We start from the raw sequence: 19,353 nt of genomic DNA on the forward strand, positions 1-19,353 counted from the left end.
CAGGACCTCCTTGCGCGGGATACGGGCCAGCGGGATGAAGGCCGCCAGCATGACCTCCTCGTACGGCATGCCGAGCACCTTGGCCAGCTCACGTTCGAGCGGTCCCTGCGCGATGGTCCACCGGGCGCGCTGACGGCAGGACCTCAGGCCGTCCAGGCCGCCGCAGCGGCCTGGCTACGAGAAGGAGGTACAGAAAAAGTGTCACCTGATGACCACCGGGTGACTGCTGTCCGCTCGGCGATTTATCGGAGTCCAGGGAATGCTTGGAGAGCGTCACCGCGAGCGATCAGCCGCCGACACGCCGCGCGAAACACCCGAACCGCACCGGAAGGAATCTCACGCCATGACCGCGACCGCGCCCAAGGCTCCGACTGCACCAGGGGTGCGGTCCTGGTGGGGAATCCCGTTCGCCACCGCCGAGCGATACCGCCGCCCCGTGGTCGCGGATTTCGATCCGGACCGCCCCTATGGCCGCAAGGGCATCGTCTCTGTCCAGCCCGACAGCGGCGACTGGCTCGAAGCGGACAGCGGGATGGGCGAGGACTGCCTGAACCTGAACGTGTGGGCTCCCGAGCAGCCGACCGGGAAGGCGCTGCCTGTGGCCGTGTACATCCACGGCGGCGGCTTCGAGTTCGGCGCGAACACGCAGACCACCTCGAACGCCGCCGGTCTCGCCGCGACGGGACGCGTCGTGGGCGTGTCGGTCAACTACCGGCTCGGCGCACTCGGTGCGGTCTCGCTCTCGCAGTACGGCGGGCGGCTCGCCGAGGCCAGCAACCTCGGCCTGCAGGACATCATCGCCGCGCTCACCTGGATCCAGCAGAACATCGTCTCCTTCGGCGGCGACCCCGGCCAGGTCACCGTCTTCGGCCACAGCGCCGGCGCCTATTCCACGTTCGGGCTGCTCGGTGCGTCCGCCGCGGACGGGCTGTACCGGCGGCTCGCCGGGTTCTCCGCCGGACCCTCCCGGCTCCAGCCCGCCTGGTGGGCCGAAGAACTCGCGGAGCGGTTCGTCACCGAACTCGGCGTCGCGAGCAACCCCGACAAGCTGATCGACCTCGACCCGGCCTCCCTGGTCGCCGCGCTGCACAAGGTCACCCCGACGGACCTCGGAGTCCGCGGCGGGATGGACTGCCGGAGCCTCGGCGTCGTCCTGGACACCCACCAGCCCGACGCAGTGCTGCACGCCCACCCCATGGACGTCATCGCCTCGGGCACGCACCGGGACATCGATGTACTCCTGAGCATGGCCAGCGACGACATGGGCTGGTGGGTGGCGAACGACCTCGACCGGTTCGACCCGCACACCGTCGACCGCATCACGGACGAAGTCGCGGGCTGGCGCATTCCCCGCTCCCGCGCCAAGAAGATCGTCGAGGCCTATGACCAAGACGGCCGCACCCCCGCCGAGGTCCGTGCCGCGCTCCTGACCGACTACATCTTCGGGCTCCCCGCGGCCCGCGCCGCCCTGGCCCACGCCGCCGCGGGCGGCAACGCCCATCTCCTCGCGATCGGGCCTGCCGAGGGCGCGCCCGCCGTGCACGGCACCGAGATGTACGCCCTGGTCGGCCAGCAACAGCCGGGCCGCAGCCCCGAACAGGTCGAGCGTGACACGCGTATCCGCGACATCGTGCTCGACTTCACCACCGGCGAGCAGACCCGTCCGTGGCCCGCCGTCACCGACCGGCCCACCTCGGAAAGCGTCGGCAACCTGCCCTTCGAGGCCGGCGCCCACTACCAGGCGGCCCTCGACCTGTGGGAGAACATCGACCGCCCCTGACGGTCACCGGGCGATACCAATACCCCGGCTCCACCTCCACATCCCGGGGACGAACACGACAAGGAGCTCGGCATGAGCCAACCGACAGCGGCCGGCGACGCCGTACCGGCGACGATGCGGGCCGTCGTCGTCACCCGGCCCGGCGGCCTCGACGCACTGGAGATCAAGGATGTGCCGGTGCCCGTGCGCGAGCCCGGCTGGGTGCGGATCAAGGTGAAGGCGTTCGGCGTCAACGAGTCCGAGGTCAGCACCCGCATGGGCGAGTCGGATGCGGAGGTTACCTACCCGCGCGTCCCTGGCATCGAGGGCGTCGGCGTGGTCGATGAGGCCGACGAGGACAGCGGGCTGCGGCCGGGACGGCAGGTGGCCACGATGATGGGTGGCATGGGCCGCTCGTACGACGGCGCGTACGCCCAGTACGTGACCGTCCCCGCGGAGCAGGTCATCCCGTTTGAGACCGGCCTGCCGTGGGAGGTCGTCGGTGCGCTGCCGGAGATGTTCCAGACCGCCTACGGCTCCCTCGCCACCGGCCTCGGCCTACAGGCAGGACAGACGCTGCTGATCCGCGGCGGCACCTCCACGGTCGGGCTGAGCGCGGCCACGATCGCCAAGGACCTCGGAGCCACTGTGCTGTCCACCACCCGCGGCCCGGAAAGAGCCGGGGAACTGCGGGCCGCGGGCGTCGACCATCCCCTCGTCGACAACGGCACCATCGCCGACCAGGTGCGCGAACTGGTGCCCGACGGTGTCGACGCCGCACTGGAACTGGTGGGCTGCTCGGTCCTCGCCGACACCCTCCGCACCGTCCGCCGGCACGGCACCGTCTGCTTCACCGGAGCCCTGGCGGGCCAGTGGACGATCCCCGACTTCACCCCGTTCCTGATCCCCAACGGGGTACGCCTGACCTCCTACGGCGGTCAGTCCGCCGACCTCCCGGCCGACGTCTTCGCCCGCCAACTCCAGGCCATCGCCGCAGGGCGTCTCAAAGTCCCGGTCGCGAAGGTCTACCACGGCCTGGACCAGGTCCGTGACGCCCAGGCCGGCGTCGAGTCCGGCACCACGCCGGGCAAGCACGTCGTCGTCCTGGACGACTGAGACCTGGGCAACTGAGAAACGACAACCAACCACCCCCGATGCGCGAGGGCCGACAACATAAGCGCCGGAGAGCACGAAATCCTGACACCGCGTGAGGCGCAAGGGGCGCCCGTGCCTACCCCACCCGGCACCTGTTCCCCTGGCCCAGGAGCGCTGATTCGTCGGCAGGATGCGCCCATTGGTGAGCAGCAAGGGCGGACGGCGCCGTTTGGGGAATGTTCGGGCAGGGCTGCCGCCGGTCCGGGGGACGTCAGCGCGCTCGAGGGAAAAGCCGCTCGACAGCGGTCACCACCGCGGCGCGGCGGGCGGCGGTGGTGGGGTCCGCGGCGTGTGCGGCGGCGGCCTCGCTGTGTTCGGGTTGCGACGCCCAGGTTGTGGCGATCTGGTTGACCAGGGCGAGGACGTCGGCCGGGTCCCAGGCGGGGTCGAGCTGTCCAGCCTGCTGCGCCTGGCGGAGCTGGTCGATTTTGCGGGCGATCAATGCCTGGGCGGGATCGTCGGCAGCGGCTGTGGTGCCCGACAGTTCGAGGCGGCCCCAGGTGATCAGGCGGTGGTGGTCCGGACGGGCGACGAAGTAGTCGAACAGGCGGCCCGCGTAGCCGGGGAGGTCGGAGGGGTCCATCTGGGTGGCCTCGGCGATGACAACGTGCTCCCGTGCAGCGACGTCGGCATAGAGCGCATCTTTGCTGCGGAAGTAGGCGTAGACGCGTTCTTTGCTGGTCTTGGCGAGTTTGGCGATGCGGTCCACGCGGGCGCCGGCGATGCCGTGGCGGGCGAACTCCTCCATGGCAGCGGTAAGGATGCGCTCGCGCGTGGTGTCGCCGGCGGCGGCGGGCGCTGCGGTCTGGCCGGAGTCGCGGGACTGAGGCATGGCCCCAGGATAGAGCACCGAACCGTTTGGTTTGGCATCCGGGCGATCGGCGCATAGAGTCAAACGGAACAGTTCGGTTTGACCTCTGCGGGTGAAGCCGGCGAAACACTGAGGGAGTGAACTCATGCAGCACCGCAATCTGGGCTCTCAGGGTCTGCGCGTTTCGGCGCTCGGCCTGGGGATCATGGGCATGTCCATGGCCTACGGCGCCTCGAACGACGACGAGGGCATCGCGACCATCCGCCGCGCCCACGAACTCGGGATAAACTTCTTCGACACCGCCGAGCTGTACGGCGCCGGTACCGGCAGCAACGAGATCCTCCTGGGCAAGGCGGTCAAGGACTTCCGCGACGAGGTGGTCCTCGCCACCAAGTTCGGCTTCGACATGACCGCCGAGCTGCTCAGCCCCGGCTTCGACAGCCGCCCGGAAAACATCCGCAAGGTCGCCGAGAACAGCCTGCGCTACCTGCAGAGCGACCACATCGACCTCTTCTACCAGCACATCTCCGACCCCGCCGTTCCGGTCGAGGAGGTCGCCGGCGTGGTTGGCGAACTGATCGCCGAGGGCAAGGTGAAGTACTTCGGCCTGAGCAACGTCGGCCCCCAGTACATTCGCCGCGCCCACGCCGTCACCCCGGTCTCCGTGCTCCAGTACGAGTACTCGCTCTTCGAGCGGGAGGTGGAGGAGAAGATCCTTCCCGTTCTGCGGGAACTCGGCATCGGCCTGGTGCCCTACTCCCCGCTCGGCCGCGGCTTCCTCGCCGGCCAGGTCAAGCCCGCGAGCGAGTACGCCGCGGACGACATGCGCAGCTGGGACGAGCGTTGGCAGGGCGAGAACTACACGTACAACGTGCACGCCATCGAACAGCTCAAGAATCTGGCCGACACCAGGGGCATCACTACCGCCCAGCTCGCGCTGGCCTGGTTGCTCGCCCAGGGCGAGGACATCGCGCCCATTCCCGGCACCCGCAGCACCAAGCGCCTTGAGGAGAACGCCGGCGCCGTCGACGTCCAGCTCTCGGCCGCCGATCTGGCCCGCATCACTGAGATCCTTCCCCACGGCTCGGCAGGCAGCCGCTACCCCGCTGCGATGCTGTCCAGCTTCACCACAGACTGACCGCGCCGGGAGTCATCGCCTCCCGACGGGCAAGGGGCCTCCGCCGCGTTTCCGTCACGCGTCGGTCGTCACTGCGCGGGCCGCGAAGGCGGCCGGGGTGAGGCCGGTGCGGTCGCGGAAGAAGCGGCCGAAGTTCGCGGGATCGGTGAAGCCGAGGTGGACGGCCACAGCCCGGGCATCCCACCGGGCACCTCCCAGCAGGCGCCGGGCTTCCAGGAGGCGCCGCTCGTCGATGAGCTCGCGTACTCCCTTGCCGGTGACGTCCCGGGCGGCGCGGCTGAGGGTGCGGACCGAGCAGCCGAGCAACTCGGCGTAGTCCGCGGCTTGGTGCAGCTCGCGAAAGTGCAGCTCCAAGGCGTCCAGGAAGCGCCCGTACCTGTGGGCGCGGCCGGTGCCGGCCGTGGCCGTGCCGATGGGGGCGATGCCCGGGGAGTTGGCCAGGCGCAGTAGCAGCGATTCGAGCAGGCTGCGCCGCAGGGCGTGGTGGATGTCGAGGGGGCGGCGCCCCAGTGCGCGGTGTTCGTCCAGGAGCTGGAGTGCCGTCTGCTGGAGCCAGGCGGTGTCGTCGGGGTGCGGGCTGAGCACGGTGGGGGCCTCGTGCGCGGTGCCAGGAGACGGGCGAGGTCGGGCCGCAGCACGTCCGGTTCGAACAGGATGAACGGGCCGCGGGCCGCGCCGGGCGGATGCCAGCGCTGCGCGTGCCCGGGACGCACCCACAGCCACTGGCCGGGGGCGACGGTCCGCGTGACGTGGTCGACGTCGTGCCGCAGCTCACCCTCGGTGATCGCGATGAGGTAGTGGAAGGTGGCACGGCCCGGACGGGGCGGGTTCCACGGCCAGTCGTCGTGCTGGGCGAAGAAGTCCTCGACGGTACTCACCTCAAGGCCGTAGGGAGTACCGACCGGGGGCTGGAAACCGTACAGCGGAACCGCGGCTGGTCCGGCCTGCCCGCTCGGCCCGGAGTGTCGCTTGTCGACCATCACGTGTCCGCAGCCTACCGCCCTTCCGGTCGGCTTCGGCGGAAGGATGGGACGTGCCACCGCGCCCGCGCGGCGCGCCCTCCGCCTCCTTCGATGCCACAGTCCGTCACCACCTGAGAAGGCTCACCACCCATGAACGGATCGGCCCTGCACAAGACCGCCGCCGACTGCGCGGAGGAACTCCCCGGAGCCCAGCTGGAGCACCCCTTCGGCCCCGCCTGGGAGGTCTACAAGGTACGCGGCAAGGTGTTCATGCTGATGACCGAAGTCCCGGGGCGGCCCGTCGTGATCCTCAAGGCGGACCCCGGCGAGGCCCACGCCCTGCGGGAGCAGTACAGCCACATCACCCCCGGCTACCACATGAACAAGAAGCACTGGATCACCCTGGAGAGCGGAGAAGGCGTCGACAATGAGCTCGTCAGGGAGCTCGTCACCGACTCCTACCGGCTCGTCGTCGCCCACCTGCCCAAGGCCGAGCAGCCCGTCGACCCGCACACCTACGGCATCGGCGCACGGGCGGCCCGGTGAACGCGGCCGGTGACCGGCTCCAGGACACCGCCCGTCAGGCGGCCCTGGCCCTCCCCGACGTCAGCCACGGATACCCCTTCACCCCGGGACTCGACGTGTACAAGGTCGCGGGCAAGGTGTTCCTGATCGTCACCGACGACCCGGACGAACAGATCATCACGGTCAAGTGCGAACCCGAACACGCCCGCGCGCAAGAACGCGGCTACGCCTCGATCACACCGGGCCGCTATCTCGACAAACGCCACTGGATCTCACTGGGGCCGGGACCCGGCATCACCGAGCGGCTGATCACCGACGCGATCGAGGATTCCTACGACCTGGTCGCCGGGCGGCTGCCGCGACGCGACCGCCCCAGTGCCCGATGAGCGCCGCGAGCTTCCCCGCGAACGGCGAGCCCTCGCTCGTCAGCGTCCCGTGCAAGGGCTCGCCCCGTCCGCACACGCCCGCCTGCGACCCGAGAGACCGATGGAACCGACCGCAGTGATCCTGCCGCTCTTCGACGAGGAGCCCTCCCGGCCAGTCGCCGACCGCCTGCGCCCCGCAAAGCTGGAAGACGTCGCCGGGCAGGACCACCTCCTGGCCGCGGACGCCGCTGCTGGGCCCCCATGGTCGCCCAGCAGCGGCTCAGCTCCACCATCCTGCGGGGCCGCCCGGCGTCGGGAAGACCACCATCGCCCGGCTCCTCGCGGACGGCAGCGACATGGCCTTCGAGCCGGTGTCGGCCACCTTCTCCGGCGTGGCCGAACCGCTCCAGGCCACCGATGGTAAGTTGATCGACTTGCCTTAAGGATGGCGAGGGAGTTACCTTCAGGTGGTGAGTCCATCGACTTACCTTACGACTCGGCAAGGAACAATGAACATGAATCGTCTTGCGGGCAAGCGCGCCCTCATCACCGGCGGCACGAGTGGGATCGGTCTGGAGACCGCGCAGCGTTTTATCGCGGAGGGGGCCGACGTGCTGGTCACAGGCGTCACCCCGGCCAGCATCGACAAGGCGCGGCAGATCCTCGGGGACAAGGTGCCGGTGGTGCAGGCCGATGCGCGCGATCTCGATGCGCAGCGCGGCCTGGCGGAGCGGGTGCGTGAGCATTTCGGGGAGCTGGACGTGGCGTTCCTGAACGCCGGCGTCTCGGACTGGCGGCCGTTCGAGGACCACACGGAGGACAGTTTCGACCGGCTCTTCGACATCAACGTCAAGAGCGTCTTCTTTCTCACACAGGCCCTGGTGCCCGTGCTGGCCAACCCGTCCTCGGTCATCCTCAACGCGTCCAGCAGCGCGCACGGCGGCTATGGTCAGTCGAACGCCTACGCCGCGACGAAGGCGGCTGTCGGCTCCCTGATGCGGTCGTGGAACGCGGACCTGCTCAGGTCGCACGGCATCCGGTTCAACGCGGTCAGTCCCGGCCCGGTGGACACCCCGCTGTACTCCAAGCTCGGGATCGAGGACCCCGCGCAGCAGACGGCGGTTCTGGAGGCGATCAGCTCCGGCATCCCGCTGGGTCGCATGGGTATGCCCGAGGAGGTCGCGGAAGCCGTCGTGTACCTGGCCTCCGATGTCTCCGCCTTCGCTGTGGGCCAGGACCTTATCCTGGACGGCGGCCAGACCGTCCTCTGACAGCGAGGATGCGGCTGGGAGACGGGCGAGGGGCGTGGGTATGTCGGTGGCGGACCGTGACCGAGCGGAAACCGGTGGCGATACGTGCCAGGCCGGGTATCACGCGCAGATCAAAGCGGAGAACCGCGCGCGCATCATCCGCGCCGCCCGCGACCTCTTCCTCGCCCGGGGATACGACAAGACCTCCCTGGCCCAGATCGCCAGGGAGGCCCGCGTCTCCACCGGCACCCTCTTCAAGCGGTACCCCTCCAAGGCTGCGCTGTTCGCGGCCGTCACCTCCGAACAGTGGCAGCTGGACGTGCAGTACGCCGAACCGCCCCCGCCCGGTGATCCCCGGTACGGTCTGGACCACATCGGCCGCGACTACGCTTGCTTGGTCTCGCGGCCCGGCACAGCGGCGCTGTGCCGCCTCATCATCACCGAACTTCCCCAGATGCCGGAACTCGCCGACATCGTCGGCACCGGCTTCGCCATCGACCGCGGACCCTTCTTCGACCGGCTCCGCGACTACCTGGACGCCGAAGCACAGGCCGGCACACTCGACTTCCGTTCGGCCGACGGACAGACACAGCCGGCATCCGCAGTGGCCGAACAGTTCCTCGGCATGATCTGCGGCCAGCTCCTGTGGCCTCAACTCGTACGGACCGACTTCGTCCCGCCCGACCCCACCGACACCACGATCGTGGACGAAGCCGTCGCCCTCATGCTCACCCGCTATCGCACCGGATCCTGAACCCCGGACTACCAGTTCACGCTGCCAGGACCCCGATACGTCGCCCTACCGGGACCGACAACGAATACGGGCGAGCGCGACCGGTCCTTCAGCAACCGACAGCGGCCGACAGCTGAGCTGGGACCGTGGCCTCCCGGTACTGCTGGCGTGCGCCCCCGGCGTTGCGCTCGGTGGCGCGACCACCGACAAATGATCGACGAAATCCTCTAGCACGTGCGAACCCGGGGCGACGTCGGCCCCGCTGTGACGGTGTTGGCCTTCTGCGGCGTCGACCACCGCGGCTATACCGGCTACTCAGCGCCACCCGCAAACATCGCGTGATCGGAACTTCCAGCTGGACACGACCGGCGCGCGAGTCACTGGCCACCACGAACTCACCCAGCAGTTCCTTCACTAAAGCCAAGCCCCGGCCGAGCCGAACCCACAATCCTCTCCAAGCCAGGGACGTGATTCTCATAAACCCGATTGCCAGAGAAGATCACCAGCAGGCCACGGAGCGCCAGTCTGAGTCCCGGAGAGGCTGATTTCTTTCTCAGAACTCGTTCTCATGCAAGTCGGCGGATCGCCGGATTCTGGGAAATGTTTGTGAGAACATCTGGGGCATGACCAAGGCCCCGGAACCCGACGAACGCGCCGAATCCATCTCCCTGTCCGCTATCGCCGGGGAAGGCCCCCGTGATGCTGATGAGGTGGAGCGTCACCCGTGTCCGCGATGCGCGGTAGCGCCGAATTCGCCGTGCCGGTCGCGTTCGGGCGCGGTGGCCGGCACCTACCACACCGGCCGGTTCACCAAGGTGGCCCGGCTGGCGAAGCTGTTGCGGGTGATCACCCCGGCCGACCGGAACCCGGGCCAGCCATGGCGGCCGGGCACACCGCCGCCCGCGCCGCTCAGTGGGCCGTCAGCGGACATCCGGATCGGCTACGCCCGCTGCTCCGCGCTCACCCAGGAACTGCAGTCGCAACTGGACGCGCTGGCCGCGCACGGGATCGGTCGCGAGAAAATCTTCTCCGAGAAGATCTCGACCCGGGTGAAGGTGCGCCCGCAGTTCGAGGCGGCGCTCGCGCTGGCCCGGCAGATCAAGGCGCACGCCCCGCACTGCCGGGTCATCCTGACGGTGTATGAGATGAAGCGGCTGGGCCGCGACGCCGCCGAGCTGACCGCGCTGGCCGACCACCTGACCGCGCATGGCCTGGTGCTGGAGATGCTTGCCGGGCCGCTCGCCGGGATCTACGACCCGTCCGGGCCGGGCTGGATGCTGTTCGCGTTCTTCGCCGCGATGGCCGAGACCGAACGCGAAGCCATCCGCGAGTCCACCCTGGAAGGACTCGATGCCGCCGCCCGCAACGGCAACCACGGCGGCCGGCCCCCGGTCATCACCGACGACATGCTGCACACCGTGCTGCGCCGCCGCGCCACCGGCGAGACGGTGGAATCCATCCGAGGTGACCTGATCATCCCCACCGGTAAGCGCAAGGGCCGCAACCCCAGCGCGGCCAGCATCTACCGCGCACTCGCCGAACACGCCAAGCAGCAGGCCTACCCCGAAGCCGTCGAGGCGGCCCACGCCGACTTCGCCCTCCTGCAAGGCCAAGACATCCCCCGACCCCGCCCGGCCCGCATCCGACGCCCGGGCCAGGCGCTGACGGCGCAGGAGGCCGAACTTCGCCATCGCCTGCAGAGCCAACCTCACCCGAACGCGGAGCGATAGCTCACACGATCAGTTCCGGCGCTGTCAGCCGATCAAAGCCCGCAAGAGCCGCTCACGCTGCGGCTCGTTCAGCGCGCCAACACGCTGTTTCTCCTGCACCCCGCAGGTGGCCAACAACGCCGCGACCCGGGCCGGCCCATACCCGGGAACGGCCCGCAGGACCTGAACCACTCGTGTTCGGCCGACCAGATCCTGCCCGCTTCGCTCGAACACCTCCGCCACACTCACCACGCCGGACGCCACCTCCGCCAACAGCGCCCGACGCGCCGTACGCGCCTGGGCCGCCTTCGCCAACACCTTCGCACGCTGCTCCGCCATCATCGCCAGCAGGGCCATCAGGCACCTCTCCTGTAGAGATATCGGCTGGTCAGTGGCTACCGCCATAGATCACGACGGGACCGCCGCCGATCATCATCCCGCACAGCGTCAACAGATGTGACACTAAACCCGGTTCACCGTTCCACTCCTACTGGCAGGCCAGTTCCTGCCGGGTATCGCCGACGGGACCACCGTCGCGACGGTAGCTCTGGTCGAGGACGACCGGGGCTGGAGCGTGGACGGCCTACGAACCGTGGCCGTCCCCGACAGGGACACCTGGGTCCTGACCGGCCACAAGACCTACGTCCTCGACGGGCACACGGCCGACCTGCTGCTGGTGGTGGCCGGGGAAGAGTCGGGTCCGAGCCTGTTCGCCGTCGCCGCCGACGCCCCCGGACTGACCCGCAGACCTTTGCAGACCATCGATCTGACCCGCAAGCAGGCCGCCCTGTCCCTCGTGCCGGCCCGCCGTCTCGGGCCGGCCCGGGCGGCGATGGAGTCCGCCCTGCGGTCGGCGATCATCGCCCTGGCGGCGGAGCAGGTCGGCGGCGCCCAGCGTTGCCTGGACATGAGCGTCGAGTACGCCAAGCTGCGTGTGCAGTTCGGGCGCCCGATCGGCAGCTTCCAGGCCATCAAGCACCGGTGTGCCGACATGCTGCTGTCGATCGAACGGGCCCGGTCGGCGGTCTACCACGCCGCCCAGGCGGCCGACCAGGAGGCGGATGAGCTGCTGACGGTCGCCAGCCTGGCCAAGGCGCTGTGCTCGGAGGTCTACCTCCAGGTCGCGGCGGACACCATCCAGATCCACGGAGGCATCGGCTTCACCTGGGAACACGACGCCCACCTCTATTTTCGCCGCGCCCAATCCACCCAAGCCATGTTCGGCTCTCCCGATTACCATCGCGAACTCGTCGCCACTCAGCTTCTCGGCTGACACGCAGGACGTCGGTTCTCAGTATGCCGTCCACTACAACGGCCATCGGCCGCATCAGGCTCGTGGACGACGGCCACCCGACAGGGACCGTACACCGAGCTGCTGCTGTCGGAGCTCAAGGACACCAAGGCGCTGCCGCCGGTCGAAGAAGTACGGCGCAAGGACCCGAGCAACCAACCATGGTCAACAGCAAACTCGGAGGTCGGCGAAAACCGAGAAACCCAAGGTCGAACGCGGTATTGAAGAGTAGGGCGGGTGGGACTTGAACCCACGACCCACGGATTATGAGTCGGTTCGATTGGTGCCGCTCAGTGCCGCGGGATGACGTTTTCTATCACTCTGTCCGCGATCATCCCCAACATCGTGCCGGGAGGTGGTGATGGATGCCGGGCTGTGCCGCGTACACGCGAGCAACCACCGAGCAGTCATCGGTAGGCGATGTGCGTCTACTCGCCAGGATGACTTGTAGTCGCTTCGGAAGCGATGCAGAGCCTGCTTGACGTGCATGGATGGAATTTTCGGCAGGCGCGCTGATCAGCGAGTACCGGCGAGCTGGCTGACCACCGGAGTGCAGTCATGAAATACGCAGGTCAGTCAGGGTCTGGGCCCCAATTATGACACCCTTCAGGCTGTTCTGAGAGACCAAAGGTCGGCTACAACGGCAGCCTCAACCTGCGCGCCGCCTGGCACGTCTCCTACTCAGCCATCCCGACCGGCTACGCGGTGCGGCACCCAGCCGGTGCAGGAGCTCGCAGTCGCCGAGATCCCGCCCGAGGCTGGAGCATCGAGCGATACGGGCTTCGCCTTGTTCTTGCCTGCTTGTTATGAGGATCCGGTGCCGGCGTTCAGTTCGTTCCACTCGTGGAGGAGTTGGGGGACTTCGTGGCGTAGGAAGGCGAAGAAGCGCCGGGTCTCATCCATGCGTCGTCCCGCGGGCGTGTCGATGCCAAGCACCTCCACCCCGTCGCTCGCCCCCTCCTCGAAGCGGCGGAACACCTCGTCGCTCGACGCCGCTGCCCTGTACCACGCCGTCTGGTCGACGCGGTAACGGTCGCGCCGCTCCCTGGGATCCCTTTCCCTGATCACCATCCCGACTTGCATCAGGTACTTCACCGCGCCAGAAACCGCCGACGGCCCCACCTGGAGCAGGTCGGCAAGTTCGGCGGCGGTGCGCCGCCCGTCGTCGGCGACGAGGAGCGCGGCAAGCACGCGTGCCGCCATGCGTGGATAGCCGACCTCGGACATGATCACCGCGAAACGTTCAAGGAACCGCCGCGCCTCATCGGTCATGCACACCTCTCAATCGATGGCCTTAGACCACAGAATATCAGACAGTTCACAAATTTCGTGAAGTTGATGTATTGTGCAAAACATGTCAAACATGATCTCCGTGTCCGGTCTGGTCAAGACGTTCGGACGGACGCGCGCACTCGACGGCCTGGACTTGTCGGTCCGGGCCGGCGAAGTGCATGGCTTCCTAGGCCCGAACGGGGCCGGCAAGTCCACGACCATCCGGATCCTGCTGGGCCTCCTACGTCAGGATTCGGGCACCGCTCAGCTGCTGGACGGCGATCCGTGGCGCGACGCGACCACCTTGCACCGCCGCCTGGCGTACGTGCCCGGCGACGTGACCCTGTGGCCCACGCTGTCCGGAGGCGAGGCGATCGACCTGCTCGGCCGGATGCGCGGCGGGCTGGATCCCCAACGCCGGGCCGAGCTGCTCGACGCGTTCGAACTGGACCCGCGCAAGAAGGGCCGGGCCTACTCCAAGGGCAATCGGCAGAAGGTGGCCCTGGTTGCGGCGCTGTCCTCGGATTCCGAGTTGCTCATCCTGGACGAGCCCACCTCGGGCCTGGACCCGCTGATGGAGGCGGTCTTCCAGGAGTGCGTCCAGGAAGAGCGGCGCAAGGGGCGCACGGTGCTGCTGTCCAGCCACATCCTCGCCGAGGTCGAAGCCCTCTGCGACCGGGTGAGCATCATCCGCAACGGTCGTACCGTGGAGACCGGAACGCTCGCCGAGCTGCGCCATCTCACGCGGACCTCGATCACGGCCGAGCTCGACGGCCCCGTTCCCCGGCTCGCCAGTACGACGGGTGTACACGACCTGTATGCGGAGGGCAACCGGCTGAGCTGCCAGGTCGACGGCGACGCGCTGGACCCGCTGCTGCGCGAGTTCGTGCGGGTGGGCGTGCGGAGCCTGGTCAGCCAGCCGCCGACGCTGGAGGAGATGTTCCTGCGTCACTACGAGAGCGACCTCCCCGGCAAGCACGCGGCGGCCCAGCGATGAGCACCCTCACCGGCACCGGCGGATTGATTCGGCTGATCCTGAGACGCGACCGGGTGCGGCTGCCCGTCTGGTACGGACTCGTGACGCTGCTCGTGCTCGGCGTGGCCGGCTCGGTGGCCGGTGCCTATCCCACAGAGGAGGCGCGCCAGGCCTTCCTCCACACCACCAACGGCGACCCTACGCAGCTCATGATGATCGGCCCCATCTACGACTCCTCCTCCGCAGGGCTCGCCGCATGGCGCGTCCGCGGGCAGGCCGCCCTACTGATCTCGCTGGCGAGCCTCTTCCTGGTGATCCGCAGCACCCGCGGGGAGGAGGAGGCGGGCCGTAGCGAGCTGCTCGGTTCGACCGTGGTCGGCAGGCACGCGGCGCTGACGGCCGCGCTGATTGTGGCGTTCGCCGCCAACCTGGTTACCGCCCTCGTCATTGCTCTGGGGCTCACCGGCCAAGGCCTGCCTGCGGGGGGCTCGCTGGTGATGGGCCTGTCCGTCGGCGCCGCCGGCTGTGTCTTCGCCGCGCTCGCCGGCCTGGCGGCCCAGCTGACCGAGAGCTCCCGTACGGCGGCCGGCATCACCGCCACGGCGATGAGCATTCTCTACGCGCTGCGCGCGATCGCTGACCTCGAGCAGAGTCCCGGGGTGGCCTGGCTGTCGCCGTTCGGCTGGACCCAGCACATGCGCCCCTTCGCTGGGGACCACTACTGGCCGCTCCTGCCCGTCCTCGGCCTGCTCGTGGTGCTGGTGGCCGCCGCCTACCGGATGTCAGCACGCCGGGACCTGGCGGCCGGGATCCTCCCGCCCAGGCTCGGACCCGCGGACGCCGCGCCAGGCCTGCGCACCTCGTTCGCCCTGGCGTGGCGGCTTCAGCGGGGCACGCTGCTGGCCTGGGCCCTGGCGTTCACCGCCTTCGGTGCCGGGCTGGGCGGCGCCGCGCTGAGCGCCGCCCAGCAACTGAACGCGAGCGAAGCCCTCCAGGGCATGATCGATCGGCTCGGAAGCGACGGCCGTCCCGTCGACGGTTTCTTCGCCTTCGTGATCTACTTGACGAGCCAGGTCATCACGATCTACGCGATCCAGGCGGTCCTGCGACTGCACACGGAGGAGGACTCCAGCCGCGCCGACGCCATACTGACCGGTCCGGTCGGCAGGCTGCGCTGGGCAGGCGGTCACCTGGCGATCGTCGCGGCCGGGTCGGCGATCGTGCTCGCCGGGCTCGGCCTCGGGATGGGCCTGGTCTACGGCTTGTCCACGGGAGATCCGGGCGGCGAGATCGCCCGGATGCTGGGCGCGAGCCTGACGCGGCTACCGTCGGTGCTGGTGCTGGCCGCCGTTGCGGTGCTGCTGTATGGCCTGCTGCCGAGGATCGCCGCGGTTGGCACCTACACGGTGCTGGGCCTGTGTTTCCTGCTGGAGTTCGCGGTCGAACTGCTGCACGCCAATCCTTCGCTGCTGAACGTGTCGCCGTATGCGCAAACCCCCGGGCTGCCGGTGGCTGAGTTCACGACGACGCCGTTGGTTGTGCTGCTTGTGGTGGCGGCCGCCCTCACGGCCGCCGGGATGACCGCGCTCCGCCGCCGCGACCTGGGTTAGTCACCGGACTGGAACAAAGGTCGCGCCTCGATGCCCGGGACGCGACCTTCTTCGGGCGGTCTCCTCCCCAACCACGTTGGGAATCCCGTGAAATCCGGCTGCATCAGACCAGGATGGGAATCGTGAACGATCCTGTGGCGCGCCCCGCGATCGACCGGCCAGCCATTCTGACGACCCCCTTGCCCGGCGCCGCCATCAGTCAGCACCGGCTCGCCGCCCTTTCGAGGGTACCTGGGAGGTCGTTCGGGAACGCTGCGCCCGCCGAAAACTACATCCATGCAGTTCAAGCTGCATATGAGTACTCGTGGAGTATGCCGCCGAGCCGGTCTCGTCGGCGTATGTTCAGGTCGGTGATTCGCTCGGGGTCTGTGATCGGGTCGGGGACGGGACGCAGCGGGGCGGCTTGGTCCAGGGCTTGATGGGCTCGGTGCTGGTTGTGGCACAGTTCGTACTCGCGTAGGGCGTGCCGCAGGTGGCGTTCGTTCCAGAGGAGGCAGCGCTCGAGGAGTTCATGCGCGGCATCCGAATGCCGGTGAGTACGGTCTTGATGCTGGCCTCGGCGAGGATCTCGTCCATGAGGGCGGGGATCTTCCCATCCCGATCTCGGATCAGATAGCGCGCCCGGCAGCCCGCCTCTTCCAGGTCCATCGCCAGATTCTTTATCGCTTGGGCGTCGTCACCGTCATGAACGTCGTCATAGCCGCCGAACAGCGCGGCGAGGCTCTTGATGATTTCTTTCAACGTCCGGTTTTTCCCTTTCTCAATCACGATCGAGGCCCGGCGATGCCAGCGAACGCACGTACTCGCGATCTCCTTTCGGGCGTCCTCGAATGGTTCAGGGCAACTACGCGATGCGCGAGATCGTCAACGCGATCCTTCCTCTGCCAAGGCCGGACCGGCTGCCAGTGGGACTGCCTGCCGCACGACCTACCACCCGGTAACGCGACCTGCTACTACTTCGCCAAGTGGCGCGACGACGGCACCACCCAGAAGATCCACGACCTGCTGTGCCGGCACGTGCGGGAGAAGAAGGGACGATCAGCCGATCCGAGCCTGGTCGTGCTGGACACCCAGAGCGTCCACGCCGCAGCCGGGGTCCCCGCCACGCACGACAGCACCTTCGGGATCAGCCAACTGACCGAGTCACCGCCCAGACGCCCGGCACGGTGACCAAAGCCTTGGTCGACCAGGGGTTCAAGAACACGGTCGTCGATCACGGTGCCCGCCTCGGGATCGACGTGGAGGTCGTCGCACGCAACCCCCGCCGACCACGGGTTCGTCCCCGAGCCGAAACGATGGATCGCCGAGCAGACCTATGGCACCTTGATGCTGCACCGGCGCCCGACCCCGCGACGACGAACACCTGCCTGCCAGCTCCGAATCACGGGTGCATCGGGCGATGACGGCCGTCATGGCCCGCCGCCTGACCCGCGACGGCGCTCCTTCCTGGCGGTGAGGTTCCCATGACAGGAGTCGAAACAGGTGACCGCAACCGGGGTTCGCGAGGTACTGGAGGGCGCGGCGAACCGGGTTGTCCCGAAGCAAATGCCTGCTCAGGGACACCTGGATCGTACTGGCCAGGCCGCTTCTCGCCCTCGATCTCGATCGTCATCTTCAGGTTGGACAGGTAGCCGACCGGCCGGCGTGCCCTTGACGTCGGTGAGCTCGCCCACGGCCCTGATGCGCGCGCCGAAAGGCACGGGCCTGGAGAAGCGGACCTTGTTCAGGCCGTGGTCGACGCCATCGCGATGCCGCCCACCTCGACCATCTCGAACATGAACGATGGCAGCGACGACAAGCTCAGACAGCCGTGGGCGATCGTGCCGCCGAACGGCCCTTCCTTGGCCCGCTCCGCGTCCAGGTGGATCCACTGATGATCATTGGTGGCATCGGTGAAGAGGGTTGACCTGGTCCTGAGTGACCCTCCGCCACTCCGTAGGGCCGAACTTCTCGCCGACGGCCGTCTTGAGCTCCTGAACATTCGCGAAGGTCCGCGTGGTCCCGAACGCTATTGCGCGGGCGGGACGGCTGCCAAGTTCAGCACCGTGAACGTGCCGGGTTCGCCGTCCCAGTAGATGATCGTGCTGGGCTCGGAGGAGGTGCCCACGCCGAACATGCCGCTGCCCTTGCCGATGGCGGCCACCTCGCCGGTGGCGGCGTCGTAGACGGTGCTCCCGTCGAACAGGAACCGGTCGAGGATCGGGAACTGGATCAGTGTCGAGACGTCGCTGAGGCCGTCGAGGGCGATCGTGTTCGTGCCGTCGAGGTACTGTACGAACGAGCCTTGGTACAACGGGCCTTGCCCGTTACGCCCGACGCACCAGGAGGGCCCGCACCGCAGGCCCCGCGCCGACGCGGGCACGTTGATCTTGGTCTGCGCGCCCCGCGCCAGGTCCACGAGCTTGGTCTGGTTGCGGTCGTGCTCCTTCGGGCCGTCGGCCACGTCCACGGCGTACGGCCATTTCATCAGGTGCAGCCCGTCGCTGTCGGGCACGCGCGCCGCCTCGCCGCCCGCGAGGGGGATGCTCCAGACGCCGCCGGAGAGCTCGGACCAGTAGACGTGGTCGCCGTCGACGCCGATCGCGTCGATCTGCGCGTGCTTCCCGGTGAACGTGCCGAGCAGCCTGGGCTCGCCACCCGCCAGCGGGACCGTCCAGATCTCGCGCACGGCCGCGCCATCCTTTTCGCCGTACGCGAACCAGGCGAGGCTCTGGCCATCGGTGGTGGCGGTCTGCGGGATGTACTTGTCGAGCCCCGGCGTCCGCGGCACCGTGGTGACCACGCGCGACTTGCCCGTCGCCGAGTCGTACACCTCGAACGCCCCGGCCTTCTCGAACGACGACTCGGCGCTGAGCAGCACCTCCGTCGCGCTGAGGCTGGTGATCGGGCGATAGTGCCAGCCGTCGGCGTTCTTGGCGGGCATCGTGAAGACCGCGCCGGGCCAGAGCTTGTCGGCGTCCACGACCTTCGAGCGCGCGGGCGGGGAGAGCGCCACGTTCGGGGGCATCGTGGTGATGACCGTCATGTTCGTGGGCGTCGCCGCCGACACGGCGGCGTGGCCCCCGCCGGAGGAGAAGCCCCTGATTCCCACCGCGCCCACACCCAGTATCGCCACCACGGCCCCGGCCGCGAGCACCTGCGTGCGCCGCCGGTGCCTGCGATGCCTGCGCACCGCGAGGGCCGCCAGCAGGTCGCACTCTTGTGGAGCCCACTCCGCCGCCGACCGCAACGCGTCGGTCAACTCGTTCTCTGTCCTCACGATCGTCCCCTTTCAAGTATCGCCGGCTTGATCCGCAGCGTGTTGAGCGCCCGGAACGCCTGGCTGCGCACGGTTCCCCGGGAGATCCCCAGGATTTTGGCTATGTCCTGATCCGACAGGTCCTCGTAGTAGCGCAGCACCAGGACGGCACGCTGCTTGCGCGGCAGCGTGGCCAGTTCCTTCCACAGCTCGCCGTAGGAGTGGCTGTCGGTGTAGGAGCCTTCTGGTACGTCGTCCGTCAGGTGCTCCCTGCGCCGCCTGCGCCACCAGCTGATGTGCTGCCGGGCCATGATCGTACGTACGTACGATTCTGGATCGTCCTTGTTGCGGACTCTGCGCCAGCTGTCGCTCAGCTTGAGCAGTGCCTCCTGTACCAGGTCGGCGGCGTCGTCGGCGTTGCCGGTCAGCAAGTGGCCGTATCTGAGTAGGGCGGACCCGCGCGCCCGGACGAAATTCTCGAACTCCACACCTACAAGACGCCCCCCGAGGCCGGGCCTGTTGCAAAGACCTTTTGCTCGAAATCTAAGAGGGCGCCTGA

The 19,353-nt window shown here is 68.5% G+C and carries 21 protein-coding genes; 13 read left to right on the forward strand and 8 right to left on the reverse strand.

What is annotated here, in order from left to right; all coding sequences use genetic code 11:
- The first annotated feature begins 343 nt into the window (after positions 1-343).
- Both ACGFNP_RS46880 and ACGFNP_RS46885 read left to right on the forward strand, forming a co-directional pair.
- Entirely contained in the window at positions 344-1,780 is a 1,437-nt protein-coding gene (locus ACGFNP_RS46880; RefSeq protein ID WP_393329514.1) for a carboxylesterase family protein, read from the forward strand.
- A gap of 72 nt (positions 1,781-1,852) precedes the next feature.
- Positions 1,853-2,875, forward strand: coding sequence for an alcohol dehydrogenase catalytic domain-containing protein (locus ACGFNP_RS46885; protein WP_393329515.1), 1,023 nt, complete (start codon positions 1,853-1,855; stop codon positions 2,873-2,875).
- 250 nt (positions 2,876-3,125) lie between these two features.
- On the opposite strand, the gene ACGFNP_RS46890 is transcribed toward ACGFNP_RS46885, so the two are convergent.
- A complete protein-coding gene (locus ACGFNP_RS46890) occupies positions 3,126-3,746 on the reverse strand; it encodes a TetR family transcriptional regulator (protein WP_393329517.1) in 621 nt (206 codons plus the stop codon).
- 124 nt (positions 3,747-3,870) lie between these two features.
- Between ACGFNP_RS46890 and ACGFNP_RS46895 the strand changes: the two genes are divergently transcribed.
- Positions 3,871-4,863 carry an aldo/keto reductase gene (locus ACGFNP_RS46895; protein ID WP_393329518.1) on the forward strand — a complete coding sequence of 331 codons (993 nt, stop codon included), beginning with the start codon at positions 3,871-3,873 and terminating at the stop codon, positions 4,861-4,863.
- Between the two features lie 54 nt (positions 4,864-4,917).
- Here ACGFNP_RS46895 and ACGFNP_RS46900 read toward each other — a convergent pair whose 3' ends face one another.
- On the reverse strand, positions 4,918-5,448 hold the full coding sequence (locus tag ACGFNP_RS46900; RefSeq protein ID WP_393329520.1) for a helix-turn-helix domain-containing protein: 531 nt from the start codon (positions 5,446-5,448) through the stop codon (positions 4,918-4,920).
- Between the two features lie 527 nt (positions 5,449-5,975).
- On the opposite strand from ACGFNP_RS46900, the gene ACGFNP_RS46905 reads away from it, so the two are divergent.
- The 6 genes from ACGFNP_RS46905 (at position 5,976) to ACGFNP_RS46930 (ending at position 10,428) form a co-directional block, all read left to right on the forward strand.
- Complete coding sequence (locus tag ACGFNP_RS46905) at positions 5,976-6,371, forward strand: MmcQ/YjbR family DNA-binding protein (protein WP_358342377.1); 396 nt, start codon at positions 5,976-5,978, stop codon at positions 6,369-6,371.
- A complete protein-coding gene (locus tag ACGFNP_RS46910; RefSeq protein ID WP_358342375.1) occupies positions 6,368-6,736 on the forward strand; it encodes an MmcQ/YjbR family DNA-binding protein in 369 nt (122 codons plus the stop codon). Before ACGFNP_RS46905 ends, ACGFNP_RS46910 begins: the two co-directional genes overlap by 4 nt.
- Positions 6,737-7,041: 305 nt before the next feature.
- Complete coding sequence (locus ACGFNP_RS46915) at positions 7,042-7,158, forward strand: hypothetical protein (protein ID WP_364006868.1); 117 nt, start codon at positions 7,042-7,044, stop codon at positions 7,156-7,158.
- 72 nt (positions 7,159-7,230) lie between these two features.
- Positions 7,231-7,986 (forward strand): SDR family oxidoreductase, encoded by a 756-nt coding sequence (locus ACGFNP_RS46920; protein ID WP_358342374.1) that lies wholly within the window; start codon positions 7,231-7,233, stop codon positions 7,984-7,986.
- Positions 7,987-8,026: 40 nt separating this feature from the next.
- Positions 8,027-8,719: a TetR/AcrR family transcriptional regulator gene (locus tag ACGFNP_RS46925; protein ID WP_358342372.1), complete on the forward strand. Its 693-nt coding sequence runs from the start codon at positions 8,027-8,029 to the stop codon at positions 8,717-8,719.
- Positions 8,720-9,321: 602 nt separating this feature from the next.
- Positions 9,322-10,428 carry a recombinase family protein gene (locus ACGFNP_RS46930; protein WP_393329522.1) on the forward strand — a complete coding sequence of 369 codons (1,107 nt, stop codon included), beginning with the start codon at positions 9,322-9,324 and terminating at the stop codon, positions 10,426-10,428.
- 24 nt (positions 10,429-10,452) lie between these two features.
- On the opposite strand, the gene mihF is transcribed toward ACGFNP_RS46930, so the two are convergent.
- Entirely contained in the window at positions 10,453-10,764 is a 312-nt protein-coding gene (mihF, locus tag ACGFNP_RS46935; protein ID WP_393329524.1) for an integration host factor, actinobacterial type, read from the reverse strand.
- Between the two features lie 190 nt (positions 10,765-10,954).
- Here mihF and ACGFNP_RS46940 point away from each other — a divergent pair, with 190 nt between their 5' ends.
- Positions 10,955-11,680: an acyl-CoA dehydrogenase family protein gene (locus ACGFNP_RS46940; RefSeq protein ID WP_393330121.1), complete on the forward strand. Its 726-nt coding sequence runs from the start codon at positions 10,955-10,957 to the stop codon at positions 11,678-11,680.
- An 822-nt stretch (positions 11,681-12,502) separates the two neighbouring features.
- On the opposite strand, the gene ACGFNP_RS46945 is transcribed toward ACGFNP_RS46940, so the two are convergent.
- Positions 12,503-12,970, reverse strand: coding sequence for a MarR family transcriptional regulator (locus ACGFNP_RS46945; RefSeq protein ID WP_358342367.1), 468 nt, complete (start codon positions 12,968-12,970; stop codon positions 12,503-12,505).
- Between the two features lie 82 nt (positions 12,971-13,052).
- Here ACGFNP_RS46945 and ACGFNP_RS46950 point away from each other — a divergent pair, with 82 nt between their 5' ends.
- A complete protein-coding gene (locus ACGFNP_RS46950; protein WP_393329526.1) occupies positions 13,053-13,967 on the forward strand; it encodes an ATP-binding cassette domain-containing protein in 915 nt (304 codons plus the stop codon).
- A complete protein-coding gene (locus ACGFNP_RS46955; protein ID WP_358342364.1) occupies positions 13,964-15,556 on the forward strand; it encodes a hypothetical protein in 1,593 nt (530 codons plus the stop codon). Before ACGFNP_RS46950 ends, ACGFNP_RS46955 begins: the two co-directional genes overlap by 4 nt.
- Positions 15,557-15,898: 342 nt before the next feature.
- On the opposite strand, the gene ACGFNP_RS46960 is transcribed toward ACGFNP_RS46955, so the two are convergent.
- A complete protein-coding gene (locus ACGFNP_RS46960) occupies positions 15,899-16,324 on the reverse strand; it encodes a hypothetical protein (protein WP_393329528.1) in 426 nt (141 codons plus the stop codon).
- Positions 16,325-16,339: 15 nt separating this feature from the next.
- On the opposite strand from ACGFNP_RS46960, the gene ACGFNP_RS46965 reads away from it, so the two are divergent.
- Positions 16,340-16,726, forward strand: coding sequence for a transposase (locus ACGFNP_RS46965; RefSeq protein WP_393329529.1), 387 nt, complete (start codon positions 16,340-16,342; stop codon positions 16,724-16,726).
- Positions 16,727-17,279: 553 nt separating this feature from the next.
- Here ACGFNP_RS46965 and ACGFNP_RS46970 read toward each other — a convergent pair.
- From ACGFNP_RS46970 to ACGFNP_RS46980, 3 genes are read right to left on the reverse strand one after another with little or no spacing between them, the layout of a single operon-like run.
- Positions 17,280-17,537 carry a MaoC/PaaZ C-terminal domain-containing protein gene (locus ACGFNP_RS46970; RefSeq protein WP_393329531.1) on the reverse strand — a complete coding sequence of 86 codons (258 nt, stop codon included), beginning with the start codon at positions 17,535-17,537 and terminating at the stop codon, positions 17,280-17,282.
- A gap of 27 nt (positions 17,538-17,564) precedes the next feature.
- Positions 17,565-18,815, reverse strand: a complete 1,251-nt coding sequence (locus tag ACGFNP_RS46975) for a TolB family protein (RefSeq protein ID WP_393329533.1) — start codon at positions 18,813-18,815, stop codon at positions 17,565-17,567.
- Entirely contained in the window at positions 18,812-19,282 is a 471-nt protein-coding gene (locus ACGFNP_RS46980; protein ID WP_358342343.1) for a SigE family RNA polymerase sigma factor, read from the reverse strand. The genes ACGFNP_RS46975 and ACGFNP_RS46980 overlap by 4 nt, the downstream gene beginning before the upstream one ends.
- Between the last annotated feature and the right edge of the window lie 71 nt (positions 19,283-19,353).

This window comes from Nonomuraea sp. NPDC049269 (assembly GCF_043197155.1).
GTDB lineage: Bacteria > Actinomycetota > Actinomycetes > Streptosporangiales > Streptosporangiaceae > Nonomuraea.